The sequence below is a fragment of the Pseudomonas sp. MWU12-2319 genome (assembly GCF_023242525.1).
GTDB lineage: Bacteria > Pseudomonadota > Gammaproteobacteria > Pseudomonadales > Pseudomonadaceae > Aquipseudomonas > Aquipseudomonas gingeri_D.
Genome location: NZ_JALJES010000034.1, coordinates 21,189 through 33,880, shown reverse-complemented (window position 1 = coordinate 33,880; position 12,692 = coordinate 21,189). Strand labels below are relative to the sequence as shown.

Below are 12,692 nucleotides of genomic sequence, written 5' to 3'. Positions count from 1 at the left end.
ACTAGGCCCGGTTTCTTGTTTCAGACTGACGTCTTACTCGGCAGAAACAGCTTCGCCGGCAGTAGCACGATCAACCAACTCGACGTACGCCATAGGCGCGTTGTCGCCAGTGCGGAAACCGCACTTGAGGATGCGCAGGTAGCCACCCTCACGGGTAGCGTAACGCTTGCCCAGGTCGTTGAAGAGCTTACCAACGATAGCTTTCGAACGAGTACGGTCGAAAGCCAGACGGCGGTTAGCCAGGCTATCTACTTTGGCCAGAGTGATCAGCGGCTCAGCAACGCGACGCAGTTCTTTGGCTTTTGGCAGAGTCGTTTTGATCAGCTCGTGCTCGAACAGCGACACCGCCATGTTTTGAAACATGGCCTTGCGGTGCGAGCTGGTGCGGCTCAGGTGACGACCACTTTTACGATGACGCATGGTTCATTCCTTACCAAACACTACGTTCGGTGATTACGACGATCAGGCAGTCGCCTTGTCGTCCTTCTTAAGACTTGCAGGCGGCCAGTTGTCGAGGCGCATGCCGAGGGACAGACCGCGGGAGGCCAGAACGTCCTTGATTTCAGTCAAGGATTTCTTGCCCAGGTTCGGAGTCTTCAACAGCTCTACTTCGGTACGCTGAATCAGGTCGCCGATGTAGTAGATGTTTTCCGCCTTAAGGCAGTTGGCCGAACGTACAGTCAGTTCCAGATCGTCAACCGGGCGAAGCAGGATCGGATCGATCTCGTCTTCTTGCTCGATAACCACTGGCTCACTGTCACCTTTGAGGTCGACGAACGCAGCCAACTGCTGTTGCAGGATGGTTGCAGCGCGGCGGATAGCCTCTTCAGGATCCAGGGTACCGTTGGTTTCCAGATCAATAACCAGTTTGTCCAGGTTGGTACGCTGCTCGACACGGGCGTTTTCCACCACGTAAGCGATACGGCGAACCGGGCTGAACGAAGAGTCAAGCTGCAAGCGACCGATGCTGCGGCTTTCGTCTTCATCGCTCTGACGCGAGTCTGCTGGTTCATAACCACGACCACGAGCTACGGTGAGCTTCATGTTCAAGGCGCCGTTAGACGCCAGGTTGGCGATTACGTGATCGGGATTAACGATCTCGACATCATGATCCAGCTGAATATCGGCAGCGGTAACCACCCCCGAACCCTTCTTCGACAAGGTCAGCGTAACTTCGTCACGGCCGTGCAGCTTGATAGCCAGACCTTTAAGGTTCAACAGGATTTCAATGACGTCTTCCTGTACACCTTCGATGGCGCTGTACTCGTGGAGCACACCGTCAATCTCGGCCTCGACTACTGCACAGCCTGGCATTGAGGACAACAGGATGCGGCGCAGCGCGTTGCCCAGGGTGTGGCCAAAACCACGCTCGAGAGGCTCGAGGGTGATCTTAGCGCGGGTTGGACTGACAACCTGCACGTCAATGTGACGGGGTGTCAGGAACTCATTTACCGAAATCTGCATGGATGCACCTATTTTCTAGCCCTTACTTGGAGTAGAGCTCGACAATCAGGCTTTCGTTGATGTCGGCGGAGAGGTCACTGCGAGCAGGCACGTTCTTGAAAACGCCCGACTTCTTCTCAGTGTCCACTTCTACCCATTCTACGCGGCCACGCTGGGCACACAGATCGAGAGCCTGGACAATGCGCAGTTGATTCTTAGCTTTCTCACGAATAGCTACCACGTCACCAGCACGAACCTGGTAGGACGGGACGTTGACGGTTTTGCCGTTAACGCTGATCGACTTGTGCGATACCAGTTGACGGGATTCGGCACGAGTCGAGCCAAAACCCATACGGTATACAACGTTGTCCAGACGGCATTCGAGCAGTTGCAGCAGGTTTTCACCGGTTGCGCCTTTACGGCCGGCAGCTTCTTTGTAGTAGCCGCTGAACTGACGCTCAAGAACGCCATAAATACGACGGACCTTCTGCTTTTCACGCAGTTGGGTGCCGTAGTCGGACTGGCGACCGCGGCGTTGGCCGTGGATACCAGGTGCTGCTTCGATGTTGCACTTGGATTCGATAGCGCGCACGCCGCTCTTCAGGAAGAGATCGGTGCCTTCGCGACGAGCCAGTTTGCATTTTGGACCAATGTAACGAGCCATTCTTTACAATCTCCTGGATTACACGCGGCGCTTCTTCGGCGGACGGCACCCGTTGTGCGGGATTGGCGTCACGTCGGTGATGCTGGCGATCTTATAGCCACAGCCGTTCAATGCACGGACAGCGGACTCACGACCTGGACCTGGACCTTTGACGTTAACGTCGAGGTTTTTCAGGCCGTATTCCAGCGCAGCTTGACCAGCACGTTCAGCAGCTACTTGAGCAGCGAACGGGGTGGACTTGCGGGAACCGCGGAAACCCGAACCACCGGAGGTAGCCCAAGAAAGAGCGTTACCTTGACGGTCGGTAATGGTCACGATGGTGTTGTTGAAAGACGCGTGGATGTGGGCGATGCCATCAACCACTGTCTTTTTAATTTTCTTACGAGGACGAGCAGCAGGTTTTGCCATGACTAGATTCCTGTCGATTCGCTGGTGCGATTACTTGCGGATCGGCTTACGCGGACCTTTGCGAGTACGCGCGTTGGTCTTGGTACGCTGACCGCGTACTGGCAGACCACGACGATGGCGCAGACCGCGGTAGCAGCCCAAGTCCATCAAGCGTTTGATTTTCATGTTGATTTCGCGACGCAGGTCACCTTCAGTGGTGAACTTCGCCACTTCGCCACGCAGCTGTTCAATCTGCTCGTCGCTCAGATCCTTGATCTTTGCGGCTGGGTTGACCCCAGTCACTGCACAAATTTTCTGTGCAGTAGTGCGACCAACACCATAGATGTAGGTCAGCGAGATAACAGTGTGCTTGTTATCTGGAATGTTAACGCCTGCAATACGGGCCATTCAGTGGGACTCCAATTGACAGCTACCTACGCCCCGGAAGCCAAGAAATAGGGCGCGAGATAATATCGCTGTAATAACAAATAATCAACCCAGCAGCGCACTAGCTGCTGGGCTTTTAGCAGATCACACTCAGCCTTGGCGCTGTTTGTGACGCGGTTCCGCGCTGCAAATTACTCGAACCACACCTTCGCGGCGAATAATCTTGCAGTTACGGCACAGCTTTTTCACCGATGCACGAACTTTCATCACCAACTCCTCGAACCTTATGGGTCAGCGCAGCATGCCGCTGCCGTAACCCTTCAGGTTGGCTTTCTTCATCAGGGATTCGTACTGGTGCGAAACGAGGTGCGATTGTACTTGGGACATGAAGTCCATCACAACCACGACCACGATCAGCAACGAGGTCCCGCCAAGGTAGAACGGAACGTTTGCCGCAACCACCAGGAACTGGGGAAGCAGGCACACGGCCGTCATATAAAGAGCACCGAACATGGTCAAACGGGTCAGAACGCCATCAATGTAGCGCGCCGACTGCTCGCCTGGACGGATACCCGGAATAAAGGCACCGGACTTCTTCAGGTTTTCCGCTACGTCTTTCGGATTGAACATCAACGCCGTATAGAAGAAGCAGAAGAAAATAATCCCTGCACTAAACAGCAGAATATTCAACGGCTGACCAGGAGCGATCGACTGCGAGATGTCCTGCAACCAGCCCATACCTTCAGACTGACCGAACCAGGCACCCAGCGAAGCCGGGAACAGCAAGATGCTGCTCGCGAAGATAGCAGGAATAACACCGGCCATATTCACCTTCAGCGGCAGGTGGCTGGTCTGCGCAGCAAAGACCTTGCGGCCCTGCTGACGCTTGGCGTAGTGAACAGCAATACGACGCTGGCCACGCTCAATGAACACCACGAAACCGATGATCGCTACTGCCAGCAAACCGATGGCAACCAAAGCGAAGATGTTGATATCGCCCTGACGTGCAGACTCGAAAGACTGCCCGATTGCTCTCGGAAGACCGGCGACGATACCCGAAAAAATCAACATCGAGATACCGTTACCAACACCGCGCTCGGTAATCTGCTCGCCCAACCACATCATGAACATCGCGCCGGCCACAAAAGTGGACACCGCAACGAAATGGAAGCTGAAGCCAGCACTAAACGAGACGCCCTGGTTAGCCAGGCCAATGGACATGCCAATGGCTTGAACCAGTGCCAGGACGACGGTGCCATAGCGGGTGTATTGGCTGATCTTACGACGACCAGCCTCACCTTCCTTCTTCAACTGCTCCAGCTGCGGGCTGACGGCGCTCATCAACTGCATGATGATCGATGCCGAAATGTACGGCATGATCCCCAGTGCAAAGATGCTCATCCGCTCCAGCGCGCCGCCGGAAAACATGTTGAACAAGCTAAGAATGGTCCCCTCATTCTGTCGAAACAGGTCCGCCAGCCGGTCCGGGTTGATACCAGGAACTGGGATGTGCGCGCCTATCCGGTAGACGATAATCGCCAGGAATAGAAAACGCAGTCGAGCCCAGAGCTCGGATAACCCGCCTTTGCTGAGCGCTGAGAGAGCACCTTGCTTAGCCATTTATTCCTCGAACTTGCCGCCAGCTGCTTCGATAGCCGCACGCGCACCTTTGGTGGCGGCGATGCCCTTGATAGTTACTGCGCGAGTCACTTCGCCCGACAGCATGATTTTCACACGCTGTACGTTCTGGTTGATCACGTTGGCATCTTTCAGGGACTGCACGGTGACGATGTCGCCGTCCACTTTGGCCAGCTCGGACAGACGCACTTCTGCGCGGTCCATGGCTTTCAGGGAAACGAAACCGAACTTCGGCAGGCGACGATGCAGCGGCTGTTGGCCGCCTTCAAAGCCTGGAGCAATGGTGCCACCGGAGCGGGAGGTCTGACCTTTGTGGCCACGGCCACCGGTCTTACCCAAACCGCTACCGATACCACGGCCCGGACGATGCTTTTCGCGGCGGGAACCCGGCGCTGGACTCAGATCATTGAGTTTCATCGATTAACCCTCTACACGCAGCATGTAGTAAGCCTTGTTGATCATCCCGCGATTCTCGGGAGTATCCAGGACTTCTACAGTGTGACCGATGCGACGCAGACCCAGACCCTTAACGCACAGTCTGTGGTTAGGGATGCGGCCGGTCATGCTTTTGATCAGCGTTACTTTTACAGTTGCCATGATCAACGGATCTCCGCTGCAGTTTTGCCGCGCTTGGCAGCAATGGACTCAGGGGACTGCATCGCTTTCAAACCTTTGAAAGTGGCGTGAACCACGTTTACCGGGTTAGTCGAGCCGTAGCACTTGGCCAGAACGTTCTGCACACCAGCGACTTCGAGGACAGCACGCATAGCGCCGCCAGCGATGATACCGGTACCTTCAGAAGCAGGCTGCATGTAAACCTTCGAAGCGCCGTGGGCGGACTTCATGGCGTACTGCAGGGTGGTGCCGTTCAGATCAACCTGGATCATGTTGCGGCGAGCAGCTTCCATAGCCTTCTGGATCGCAGCAGGCACTTCACGTGACTTGCCACGGCCGAAGCCTACACGGCCCTTGCCATCACCTACCACGGTCAACGCGGTGAAGGTGAAGATACGGCCGCCTTTAACGGTTTTGGCTACGCGGTTAACTTGAACCAGCTTCTCGATGTAGCCTTCGTCGCGCTTTTGGTCGTTATTTGACATAACTTAGAACTCCAGCCCAGCTTCACGAGCAGCATCAGCCAGCGCCTTGACGCGGCCGTGGTACTTGAAGCCAGAGCGGTCGAAAGCCACCTGCGAGACGCCAGCGGCTTTAGCACGCGTAGCGACCAGCTGGCCAACCTTAGTGGCCGCGTCGATGTTGCCAGTGGCACCATCACGCAGTTCTTTGTCCAAAGTCGAGGCACTTGCCAGGACTTTGTTGCCGTCGGCCGAAATGACCTGGGCGTAGATGTGCTGCGAAGAGCGGAACACGCAGAGACGCACGACTTCGAGTTCGTGCATTTTCAGGCGTGCTTTGCGAGCGCGACGCAGTCGAGTAACTTTTTTGTCGGTCATTTGCTATGCCCTACTTCTTCTTGGCTTCTTTACGACGGACGACTTCGTCCGCGTAGCGCACACCTTTGCCTTTGTACGGCTCTGGTGGACGGAAGTCGCGGATCTCAGCGGCCACCTGACCTACCAGCTGCTTATCGATGCCCTTGATCAGGATATCGGTTTGGCTAGGGGTCTCAGCGGTGATGCCTTCCGGCAGTTCGTAATCCACTGGGTGCGAGAAGCCAAGGGCCAGGTTCAAAACCGTGCCTTTTGCTTGCGCTTTGTAACCAACACCGACCAGCTGGAGCTTACGCTCGAAGCCTTGGCTTACGCCTTGGACCATGTTGTTTACCAACGCACGCGTGGTACCGGCCATTGCGCGAGTTTGTTGATCGCCATTGCGAGCAGCGAAACGCAGCTCACCAGCTTCTTCAACGATCTCAACGGACGAATGGATGTTCAGTTCAAGAGTACCCTTGGCACCCTTCACCGAAAGCTGTTGGCCTGCGAATTTGACTTCGACACCGGCTGGCAGCTTAACGGGGTTCTTAGCGACGCGAGACATGCTTATCCCCCCTTAGAACACAGTGCAAAGAACTTCGCCGCCGACACCGGCAGCGCGCGCAGCACGATCCGTCATCACACCTTTGTTGGTGGAGACGATAGACACGCCGAGACCGCCACGAACTTTCGGCAGATCCTCAACGGACTTGTACTGACGCAGGCCTGGACGGCTAACGCGCTTCACTTCCTCGATGACCGGACGGCCTTCGAAGTATTTCAGCTCGATGGATAGCAACGGCTTGGTTTCGCTGCTGATCTGATAACCCGCGATGTAACCTTCGTCCTTCAGGACTTTTGCTACAGCCACCTTCAACGTGGAAGACGGCATGCTTACGACGGACTTTTCAGCCATCTGGGCATTACGGATTCGAGTTAGCATGTCCGCTAACGGGTCCTGCATACTCATGGGCTAGACGCTCCTGATACAAAAAGAATTAGCCTTGCGGCTACAACTGTCGCCGAGTATCTCCACACGTAAAAAGTGCAGGCTCAGGCGAGCCGGTCATTCTAGACACACCCCAGAAATGAATCAAGCCCCAAAAGGGGCTTGATTCAAACTCAAGGTCACCGGTGGTCGGTTCTTGCGAGACCGACCACCGTGACTTGGGCGGTGTGGCTTACCAGCTGGCTTTAACCAGACCTGGTACGTCACCACGCATGGCCGCTTCACGCAGCTTGTTACGGCCGAGGCCGAACTTGCGGTAAACGCCGTGCGGACGACCAGTGATGCGGCAGCGGTTACGCATGCGCGAGGCGCTTGCGTCACGTGGCTGCTTCTGCAGGGCTACCGAAGCTTCCCAACGTGCTTCTGGACTTGCGTTCAGATCGACGATGATAGCTTTCAGTGCTGCACGCTTGGTGGCGTACTTGGCAACGGTGAGCTGACGCTTCAGCTCACGGTTTTTCATGCTCTTCTTGGCCATTTTCCTACTCCAATCAGTTGCGGAACGGGAATTTGAAAGCACGCAGCAATGCGCGACCTTCATCATCGTTCTTGGCAGTGGTGGTCAGGGTAATGTCCAGACCGCGCAGAGCATCGATCTTGTCGTAATCGATTTCCGGGAAAATGATCTGCTCTTTCACGCCCATGCTGTAGTTGCCACGACCGTCGAAGGACTTGGCATTCAGGCCGCGGAAGTCGCGAACCCGAGGCAGGGAGATCGACAGCAGACGATCCAGGAACTCATACATACGATCGCGACGCAGGGTCACTTTGACACCGATCGGCCAACCTTCGCGGACTTTGAAGCCAGCGATGGATTTGCGAGCGTGAGTCACAACGACTTTCTGGCCGGTGATCTTCTCCAGGTCAGCCACAGCGTGCTCGATGACTTTCTTGTCACCGATCGCTTCGCCCAGACCCATGTTCAGGGTGATCTTGGTAATGCGCGGAACTTCCATCACGTTCGCCAGCTTAAGTTCTTCCTTAAGCTTCGGAGCGATTTCCTTCCGGTAAATCTCTTTCAGTCGTGCCATGGTCTTCTACCTAGCAGTGTTCAAGCATCAACCGCTTTTTGGGTCGACTTGAAGACACGAATTTTTTTGCCGTCTTCTACTTTGAAACCAACGCGGTCAGCCTTGTTGGTTTCGCCGTTGAAAATGGCGACGTTGGAAGCGTGCAGTGGCGCTTCTTTTTCGACGATACCGCCCTGTACGCCCGACATCGGGTTAGGCTTGGTATGACGCTTGACCAGGTTCAGACCACCGACGACCAGACGGTCATCAGCGAGAACCTTAAGCACCTTACCGCGCTTACCTTTGTCTTTGCCGGCGATCACGATGATCTCGTCGTCACGACGAATCTTTTGCATGTCGGATCTCCTTACAGCACTTCTGGGGCGAGCGAGACGATCTTCATGAACTTCTCATTACGAAGTTCACGGGTCACTGGCCCAAAGATACGGGTGCCGATCGGCTCTTGCTTGTTGTTCAACAGAACAGCAGCGTTGCCATCAAAGCGGATAATGGAGCCGTCAGCACGACGAACGCCATGGCGAGTGCGGACTACGACAGCAGTCATCACTTGGCCTTTCTTCACTTTACCGCGCGGAATTGCTTCCTTGACGGTTACTTTGATGATGTCACCGATACCAGCGTAACGACGATGCGAGCCACCCAGCACCTTGATGCACATAACGCGGCGAGCGCCGCTGTTATCGGCCACATCGAGCATGGATTGAGTCTGAATCATATAATTTCTCCGACCCCTAGCCCTTAGACTTCCACAGCGCGTTCGAGAACATCAACCAGCGCCCAAGACTTGGTCTTGGCCATCGGACGAGTTTCACGAATCGTGACCTTGTCGCCAATGTGGCACTGGTTGGTTTCGTCGTGCGCGTGCAGCTTAGTCGAACGCTTAACGTATTTACCGTAGATCGGGTGCTTGACGCGACGCTCGATCAGAACGGTGATGGTCTTGTCCATTTTGTCGCTGACAACACGGCCAGTCAGCGTACGGACGGTCTTTTCGGCTTCAGCCATGATTACTTACCTGCCTGCTGGTTGAGCACAGTCTTCACACGAGCGATGTCGCGCTTAACTTGCGAGAGCAGGTGAGACTGCCCCAACTGGCCAGTTGCTTTCTGCATACGCAGATTGAACTGGTCGCGCAGCAGGCCGAGCAGTTGCTCGTTCAGCTGCTGTGCTGATTTTTCACGAAGTTCATTCGCTTTCATCACATCACCGTCCGTTTAACAAAAGCGGTGGCGAGCGGCAGCTTTGCAGCAGCCAGGGCAAAAGCCTCACGCGCCAGCTCTTCAGTAACACCCTCGATTTCATACAGGACTTTGCCTGGCTGAATCTGGGCAACCCAGTACTCCACGTTACCCTTACCTTTACCCATCCGAACTTCGAGGGGCTTTTTGGAGATAGGCTTGTCCGGGAACACACGGATCCAGATCTTGCCGCCACGTTTTACGTGACGGGTCAGAGCACGACGCGCTGACTCGATCTGACGAGCGGTGAGACGACCACGAGCAACAGACTTCAGCGCGAACTCGCCGAAGCTGACTTTGCTACCGCGCTGAGCCAGACCACGGTTGTGGCCTGTCATCTGCTTGCGGAACTTCGTACGCTTTGGTTGCAACATTTGGCGTACCCCTTACTTAGCAGCTTTTTTACGAGGCGCTGGTGCTTGTGGTTTCAGTTCTTCTTGGCGACCACCAATTACTTCGCCTTTGAAGATCCAAACCTTTACACCGATCACACCGTAAGTGGTGTGAGCTTCGTAGTTGGCATAGTCGATGTCGGCACGCAGGGTGTGCAGTGGCACACGACCTTCGCGATACCATTCAGTACGTGCGATTTCAGCACCGCCGAGACGACCGCTCACTTGGATTTTGATGCCTTTGGCACCAATGCGCATGGCGTTCTGTACGGCGCGCTTCATGGCGCGACGGAACATCACACGACGCTCCAGCTGCTGAGCTACGCTCTGGGCAACCAGCATACCGTCGAGCTCCGGCTTGCGGATCTCTTCGATATTGATGTGCACAGGCACACCCATTTGCTTGGTCAGGTCCTGACGCAGTTTCTCAACATCCTCACCTTTCTTCCCGATAACGATACCTGGACGAGCGGTGTGGATGGTGATGCGTGCAGTTTGGGCCGGACGATGGATATCGATACGGCTTACGGACGCGCTTTTTAGTTTGTCTTGGAGGTACTCACGCACTTTCAGATCTGCGAGCAAATAGTCCGCATAAGTCCGACCGTCTGCGTACCAGACGGAGGTGTGCTCCTTGACGATTCCCAGGCGAATGCCAATGGGATGTACTTTCTGACCCATCTCTTCGACTCCGTTACTTGTCAGCAACCTTGACAGTGATATGGCAAGACCGCTTGACGATGCGATCAGCCCGGCCTTTGGCACGTGGCATGATGCGCTTCAGCGAACGCCCTTCGTTGACGAAAACGGTGCTGACCTTCAGGTCATCAACGTCTGCGCCTTCGTTATGCTCGGCGTTGGCTACGGCCGACTCCAGCACTTTCTTCATGATCTCGGCGGCTTTCTTACTGCTGAAAGCCAACAAGTTGAGCGCTTCGCCCACCTTCTTCCCGCGGATCTGGTCGGCGACCAAGCGGGCTTTCTGGGCGGAGATTCGAGCGCCCGACAACTTAGCGGCTACTTCCATTTCCTAACCCCTTAACGCTTGGCTTTCTTGTCAGCCACGTGCCCACGATATGTGCGGGTACCGGCAAACTCGCCCAGTTTGTGGCCGACCATGTCTTCGTTCACGAGAACGGGGACGTGTTGACGACCGTTATGCACAGCGATGGTCAAACCGACCATTTGTGGCAGGATCATGGAACGGCGCGACCAGGTCTTAACTGGTTTGCGATCGTTCTTTTCCGCCGCCACTTCGATCTTCTTCAGTAGGTGAAGATCGATAAAAGGACCTTTTTTCAGAGAACGTGGCACTGTCGTATCCCTCTATTTACTTGCGACGACGGACGATCATTTTGTCGGTACGCTTATTACCACGAGTCTTCGCGCCCTTAGTCGGGAAGCCCCACGGCGATACCGGATGACGACCACCAGAGGTACGACCTTCACCACCACCATGTGGGTGGTCAACCGGGTTCATGGCAACACCACGAACGGTTGGGCGAACGCCACGCCAGCGTTTGGCACCGGCTTTACCCAGGGAACGCAGGCTGTGCTCGGAGTTCGAGACTTCGCCCAGCGTTGCACGGCATTCCGACAGCACTTTACGCATTTCACCGGAGCGCAGACGCAGGGTCACGTAGACACCTTCACGAGCGATCAGCTGAGCCGAAGCACCAGCGGAACGAGCGATCTGTGCACCTTTACCTGGCTTCAATTCGATGCCGTGTACGGTGGAACCCACTGGGATGTTGCGCAGTTGCAGAGCGTTACCTGGCTTGATTGGAGCCAGAGCGCCTGCGATCAGCTGGTCGCCAGCACTCACGCCTTTAGGCGCGATGATGTAGCGACGCTCGCCGTCTGCGTACAGCAGCAGAGCGATGTGAGCAGTACGGTTTGGATCGTATTCGATACGCTCGACAGTGGCAGAGATGCCATCTTTGTCGTTGCGACGGAAATCGACCAGACGATAATGCTGCTTATGACCACCACCGATGTGACGAGTGGTAATACGGCCATTGTTGTTACGACCACCAGTCTTCGATTTTTTCTCGAGCAGCGGTGCGTGAGGAGCGCCTTTATGCAGCTCCTTGTTGACCACCTTGACCACAAAACGGCGGCCAGGGGAAGTCGGTTTGCATTTAACGATTGCCATGATGCACCCCTTCCTTACTCAGCACTGCTGCTGAAATCGAGATCTTGGCCTGGCTGAAGGGAGATAACTGCCTTCTTCCAGTCATTACGCTTGCCCAGACCGCGAGCAGTGCGTTTGCTTTTACCCAGGACATTCAGGGTAGTCACACGCTCTACTTTCACGCTGAACAGGCTTTCGACGGCCTTCTTGATTTCCAGCTTGGTTGCGTCAGTCGCAACCTTGAAAACGAACTGACCTTTCTTGTCTGCCAGGACCGTAGCCTTCTCGGAAACGTGCGGGCCAAGCAGAACTTTAAATACGCGTTCCTGGTTCATCCCAGCAGCTCCTCGAATTTCTTCACGGCCGACACGGTGATCAACACCTTGTCGTATGCGATCAGACTAACTGGATCGGAACCCTGTACGTCACGGACATCAACGTGTGGCAGGTTACGAGCAGCCAGGTACAGGTTCTGATCAACAGCGTCGGACACGATCAGAACGTCGGTCAGACTCATGCCAGTCAGTTTGTTCAGCAGGTCTTTGGTTTTCGGCGTTTCAACAGCGAAATCCTGAACCACGACCAGACGATCAGTACGCACCAGCTCAGCAAGGATGGAACGCATTGCTGCGCGATACATCTTCTTGTTCAGCTTCTGGGAGTGATCCTGAGGACGAGCTGCGAAAGTGGTACCGCCGCCACGCCAGATTGGGCTACGGATGGTACCGGCACGAGCACGGCCAGTACCTTTCTGACGCCATGGGCGCTTACCGCCACCGGAAACGTCGGAACGGGTCTTTTGCTGCTTGCTACCCTGACGGCCGCCAGCCATGTAGGCCACGACTGCTTGGTGAACCAGCGTCTCGTTGAATTCGCCGCCAAATGTCAGTTCGGAAACTTCGATTGCCTGAGCGTCATTTACATTTAATTGCATGT

General features: G+C 55.2%; 26 protein-coding genes. All 26 read right to left on the bottom strand.

Translation table 11 applies throughout. The features are described from left to right. Positions 1-33: 33 nt before the first annotated feature. The 26 genes from rplQ to rplD all read right to left on the bottom strand — a co-directional run bounded on the left by rplQ (position 34) and on the right by rplD (position 12,690). The gene (gene rplQ, locus M5C01_RS32360; RefSeq protein ID WP_100944360.1) at positions 34-420 is read right to left on the bottom strand and encodes a 50S ribosomal protein L17; all 387 of its coding nucleotides are present in this window, start codon (positions 418-420) and stop codon (positions 34-36) included. A gap of 42 nt (positions 421-462) precedes the next feature. Then, positions 463-1,464, bottom strand: coding sequence for a DNA-directed RNA polymerase subunit alpha (rpoA, locus tag M5C01_RS32355; RefSeq protein WP_003176403.1), 1,002 nt, complete (start codon positions 1,462-1,464; stop codon positions 463-465). 22 nt (positions 1,465-1,486) lie between these two features. Then, a complete protein-coding gene (rpsD, locus tag M5C01_RS32350; RefSeq protein WP_017123253.1) occupies positions 1,487-2,107 on the bottom strand; it encodes a 30S ribosomal protein S4 in 621 nt (206 codons plus the stop codon). An 18-nt stretch (positions 2,108-2,125) separates the two neighbouring features. Then, positions 2,126-2,515 (bottom strand): 30S ribosomal protein S11, encoded by a 390-nt coding sequence (gene rpsK / locus M5C01_RS32345; RefSeq protein ID WP_007924177.1) that lies wholly within the window; start codon positions 2,513-2,515, stop codon positions 2,126-2,128. A gap of 30 nt (positions 2,516-2,545) precedes the next feature. Beyond that, complete coding sequence (gene rpsM, locus M5C01_RS32340; protein WP_003186020.1) at positions 2,546-2,902, bottom strand: 30S ribosomal protein S13; 357 nt, start codon at positions 2,900-2,902, stop codon at positions 2,546-2,548. Positions 2,903-3,031: 129 nt separating this feature from the next. Continuing rightward, entirely contained in the window at positions 3,032-3,148 is a 117-nt protein-coding gene (rpmJ, locus tag M5C01_RS32335; protein ID WP_002555468.1) for a 50S ribosomal protein L36, read from the bottom strand. A gap of 24 nt (positions 3,149-3,172) precedes the next feature. Further along, on the bottom strand, positions 3,173-4,501 hold the full coding sequence (gene secY / locus M5C01_RS32330) for a preprotein translocase subunit SecY (protein ID WP_100944359.1): 1,329 nt from the start codon (positions 4,499-4,501) through the stop codon (positions 3,173-3,175). Next, the gene (rplO, locus tag M5C01_RS32325; RefSeq protein WP_103495384.1) at positions 4,502-4,936 is read right to left on the bottom strand and encodes a 50S ribosomal protein L15; all 435 of its coding nucleotides are present in this window, start codon (positions 4,934-4,936) and stop codon (positions 4,502-4,504) included. A 3-nt stretch (positions 4,937-4,939) separates the two neighbouring features. Beyond that, on the bottom strand, positions 4,940-5,116 hold the full coding sequence (rpmD, locus tag M5C01_RS32320; RefSeq protein WP_010438202.1) for a 50S ribosomal protein L30: 177 nt from the start codon (positions 5,114-5,116) through the stop codon (positions 4,940-4,942). Positions 5,117-5,118: 2 nt separating this feature from the next. Further along, positions 5,119-5,619: a 30S ribosomal protein S5 gene (gene rpsE, locus M5C01_RS32315; RefSeq protein WP_100944357.1), complete on the bottom strand. Its 501-nt coding sequence runs from the start codon at positions 5,617-5,619 to the stop codon at positions 5,119-5,121. A gap of 3 nt (positions 5,620-5,622) precedes the next feature. Then, on the bottom strand, positions 5,623-5,973 hold the full coding sequence (rplR, locus tag M5C01_RS32310; RefSeq protein WP_003186037.1) for a 50S ribosomal protein L18: 351 nt from the start codon (positions 5,971-5,973) through the stop codon (positions 5,623-5,625). A 10-nt stretch (positions 5,974-5,983) separates the two neighbouring features. Further along, complete coding sequence (rplF, locus tag M5C01_RS32305) at positions 5,984-6,517, bottom strand: 50S ribosomal protein L6 (protein ID WP_003176412.1); 534 nt, start codon at positions 6,515-6,517, stop codon at positions 5,984-5,986. A 12-nt stretch (positions 6,518-6,529) separates the two neighbouring features. Then, positions 6,530-6,922: a 30S ribosomal protein S8 gene (gene rpsH, locus M5C01_RS32300; protein ID WP_003228724.1), complete on the bottom strand. Its 393-nt coding sequence runs from the start codon at positions 6,920-6,922 to the stop codon at positions 6,530-6,532. A gap of 211 nt (positions 6,923-7,133) precedes the next feature. After that, on the bottom strand, positions 7,134-7,439 hold the full coding sequence (gene rpsN, locus M5C01_RS32295) for a 30S ribosomal protein S14 (RefSeq protein WP_100944356.1): 306 nt from the start codon (positions 7,437-7,439) through the stop codon (positions 7,134-7,136). A 13-nt stretch (positions 7,440-7,452) separates the two neighbouring features. Further along, the gene (rplE, locus tag M5C01_RS32290; RefSeq protein WP_040071276.1) at positions 7,453-7,992 is read right to left on the bottom strand and encodes a 50S ribosomal protein L5; all 540 of its coding nucleotides are present in this window, start codon (positions 7,990-7,992) and stop codon (positions 7,453-7,455) included. Between the two features lie 20 nt (positions 7,993-8,012). Then, positions 8,013-8,327 carry a 50S ribosomal protein L24 gene (gene rplX / locus M5C01_RS32285; RefSeq protein WP_007896770.1) on the bottom strand — a complete coding sequence of 105 codons (315 nt, stop codon included), beginning with the start codon at positions 8,325-8,327 and terminating at the stop codon, positions 8,013-8,015. A gap of 11 nt (positions 8,328-8,338) precedes the next feature. Then, positions 8,339-8,707 (bottom strand): 50S ribosomal protein L14, encoded by a 369-nt coding sequence (rplN, locus tag M5C01_RS32280; RefSeq protein WP_011063774.1) that lies wholly within the window; start codon positions 8,705-8,707, stop codon positions 8,339-8,341. Positions 8,708-8,730: 23 nt separating this feature from the next. Then, entirely contained in the window at positions 8,731-8,997 is a 267-nt protein-coding gene (gene rpsQ, locus M5C01_RS32275) for a 30S ribosomal protein S17 (RefSeq protein ID WP_003194644.1), read from the bottom strand. Positions 8,998-8,999: 2 nt separating this feature from the next. Further along, positions 9,000-9,191, bottom strand: a complete 192-nt coding sequence (gene rpmC, locus M5C01_RS32270) for a 50S ribosomal protein L29 (protein WP_002555481.1) — start codon at positions 9,189-9,191, stop codon at positions 9,000-9,002. Beyond that, entirely contained in the window at positions 9,191-9,604 is a 414-nt protein-coding gene (gene rplP, locus M5C01_RS32265; protein WP_003232424.1) for a 50S ribosomal protein L16, read from the bottom strand. The genes rpmC and rplP overlap by 1 nt, the downstream gene beginning before the upstream one ends. A 12-nt stretch (positions 9,605-9,616) precedes the next feature. Next, positions 9,617-10,303, bottom strand: a complete 687-nt coding sequence (rpsC, locus tag M5C01_RS32260) for a 30S ribosomal protein S3 (protein WP_008065719.1) — start codon at positions 10,301-10,303, stop codon at positions 9,617-9,619. Between the two features lie 13 nt (positions 10,304-10,316). Continuing rightward, the gene (gene rplV, locus M5C01_RS32255) at positions 10,317-10,649 is read right to left on the bottom strand and encodes a 50S ribosomal protein L22 (protein ID WP_003103908.1); all 333 of its coding nucleotides are present in this window, start codon (positions 10,647-10,649) and stop codon (positions 10,317-10,319) included. Positions 10,650-10,660: 11 nt separating this feature from the next. After that, a complete protein-coding gene (gene rpsS, locus M5C01_RS32250) occupies positions 10,661-10,936 on the bottom strand; it encodes a 30S ribosomal protein S19 (RefSeq protein WP_002555486.1) in 276 nt (91 codons plus the stop codon). 16 nt (positions 10,937-10,952) lie between these two features. After that, entirely contained in the window at positions 10,953-11,777 is an 825-nt protein-coding gene (rplB, locus tag M5C01_RS32245) for a 50S ribosomal protein L2 (protein ID WP_103495383.1), read from the bottom strand. A 14-nt stretch (positions 11,778-11,791) separates the two neighbouring features. Next, positions 11,792-12,091 (bottom strand): 50S ribosomal protein L23, encoded by a 300-nt coding sequence (rplW, locus tag M5C01_RS32240; protein ID WP_002555488.1) that lies wholly within the window; start codon positions 12,089-12,091, stop codon positions 11,792-11,794. Beyond that, positions 12,088-12,690 carry a 50S ribosomal protein L4 gene (gene rplD, locus M5C01_RS32235; protein ID WP_121135086.1) on the bottom strand — a complete coding sequence of 201 codons (603 nt, stop codon included), beginning with the start codon at positions 12,688-12,690 and terminating at the stop codon, positions 12,088-12,090. Before rplD ends, rplW begins: the two co-directional genes overlap by 4 nt. Between the last annotated feature and the right edge of the window lie 2 nt (positions 12,691-12,692).

Excerpts from the sequence above, each read along its gene's own strand:
- rplQ (WP_100944360.1), bottom strand. The coding sequence starts at position 420 with ATGCGTCATCGTAAAAGTGGTCGTCACCTGAGCCGCACCAGCTCGCAC.
- rpoA (WP_003176403.1), bottom strand. The coding sequence starts at position 1,464 with ATGCAGATTTCGGTAAATGAGTTCCTGACACCCCGTCACATTGACGTG.
- rpsD (WP_017123253.1), bottom strand. The coding sequence starts at position 2,107 with ATGGCTCGTTACATTGGTCCAAAATGCAAACTGGCTCGTCGCGAAGGC.
- rpsK (WP_007924177.1), bottom strand. The coding sequence starts at position 2,515 with ATGGCAAAACCTGCTGCTCGTCCTCGTAAGAAAATTAAAAAGACAGTG.
- rpsM (WP_003186020.1), bottom strand. The coding sequence starts at position 2,902 with ATGGCCCGTATTGCAGGCGTTAACATTCCAGATAACAAGCACACTGTT.
- rpmJ (WP_002555468.1), bottom strand. The coding sequence starts at position 3,148 with ATGAAAGTTCGTGCATCGGTGAAAAAGCTGTGCCGTAACTGCAAGATT.
- secY (WP_100944359.1), bottom strand. The coding sequence starts at position 4,501 with ATGGCTAAGCAAGGTGCTCTCTCAGCGCTCAGCAAAGGCGGGTTATCC.
- rplO (WP_103495384.1), bottom strand. The coding sequence starts at position 4,936 with ATGAAACTCAATGATCTGAGTCCAGCGCCGGGTTCCCGCCGCGAAAAG.
- rpmD (WP_010438202.1), bottom strand. The coding sequence starts at position 5,116 with ATGGCAACTGTAAAAGTAACGCTGATCAAAAGCATGACCGGCCGCATC.
- rpsE (WP_100944357.1), bottom strand. The coding sequence starts at position 5,619 with ATGTCAAATAACGACCAAAAGCGCGACGAAGGCTACATCGAGAAGCTG.
- rplR (WP_003186037.1), bottom strand. The coding sequence starts at position 5,973 with ATGACCGACAAAAAAGTTACTCGACTGCGTCGCGCTCGCAAAGCACGC.
- rplF (WP_003176412.1), bottom strand. The coding sequence starts at position 6,517 with ATGTCTCGCGTCGCTAAGAACCCCGTTAAGCTGCCAGCCGGTGTCGAA.
- rpsH (WP_003228724.1), bottom strand. The coding sequence starts at position 6,922 with ATGAGTATGCAGGACCCGTTAGCGGACATGCTAACTCGAATCCGTAAT.
- rpsN (WP_100944356.1), bottom strand. The coding sequence starts at position 7,439 with ATGGCCAAGAAGAGCATGAAAAACCGTGAGCTGAAGCGTCAGCTCACC.
- rplE (WP_040071276.1), bottom strand. The coding sequence starts at position 7,992 with ATGGCACGACTGAAAGAGATTTACCGGAAGGAAATCGCTCCGAAGCTT.
- rplX (WP_007896770.1), bottom strand. The coding sequence starts at position 8,327 with ATGCAAAAGATTCGTCGTGACGACGAGATCATCGTGATCGCCGGCAAA.
- rplN (WP_011063774.1), bottom strand. The coding sequence starts at position 8,707 with ATGATTCAGACTCAATCCATGCTCGATGTGGCCGATAACAGCGGCGCT.
- rpsQ (WP_003194644.1), bottom strand. The coding sequence starts at position 8,997 with ATGGCTGAAGCCGAAAAGACCGTCCGTACGCTGACTGGCCGTGTTGTC.
- rpmC (WP_002555481.1), bottom strand. The coding sequence starts at position 9,191 with ATGAAAGCGAATGAACTTCGTGAAAAATCAGCACAGCAGCTGAACGAG.
- rplP (WP_003232424.1), bottom strand. The coding sequence starts at position 9,604 with ATGTTGCAACCAAAGCGTACGAAGTTCCGCAAGCAGATGACAGGCCAC.
- rpsC (WP_008065719.1), bottom strand. The coding sequence starts at position 10,303 with ATGGGTCAGAAAGTACATCCCATTGGCATTCGCCTGGGAATCGTCAAG.
- rplV (WP_003103908.1), bottom strand. The coding sequence starts at position 10,649 with ATGGAAGTAGCCGCTAAGTTGTCGGGCGCTCGAATCTCCGCCCAGAAA.
- rplB (WP_103495383.1), bottom strand. The coding sequence starts at position 11,777 with ATGGCAATCGTTAAATGCAAACCGACTTCCCCTGGCCGCCGTTTTGTG.
- rplW (WP_002555488.1), bottom strand. The coding sequence starts at position 12,091 with ATGAACCAGGAACGCGTATTTAAAGTTCTGCTTGGCCCGCACGTTTCC.
- rplD (WP_121135086.1), bottom strand. The coding sequence starts at position 12,690 with ATGCAATTAAATGTAAATGACGCTCAGGCAATCGAAGTTTCCGAACTG.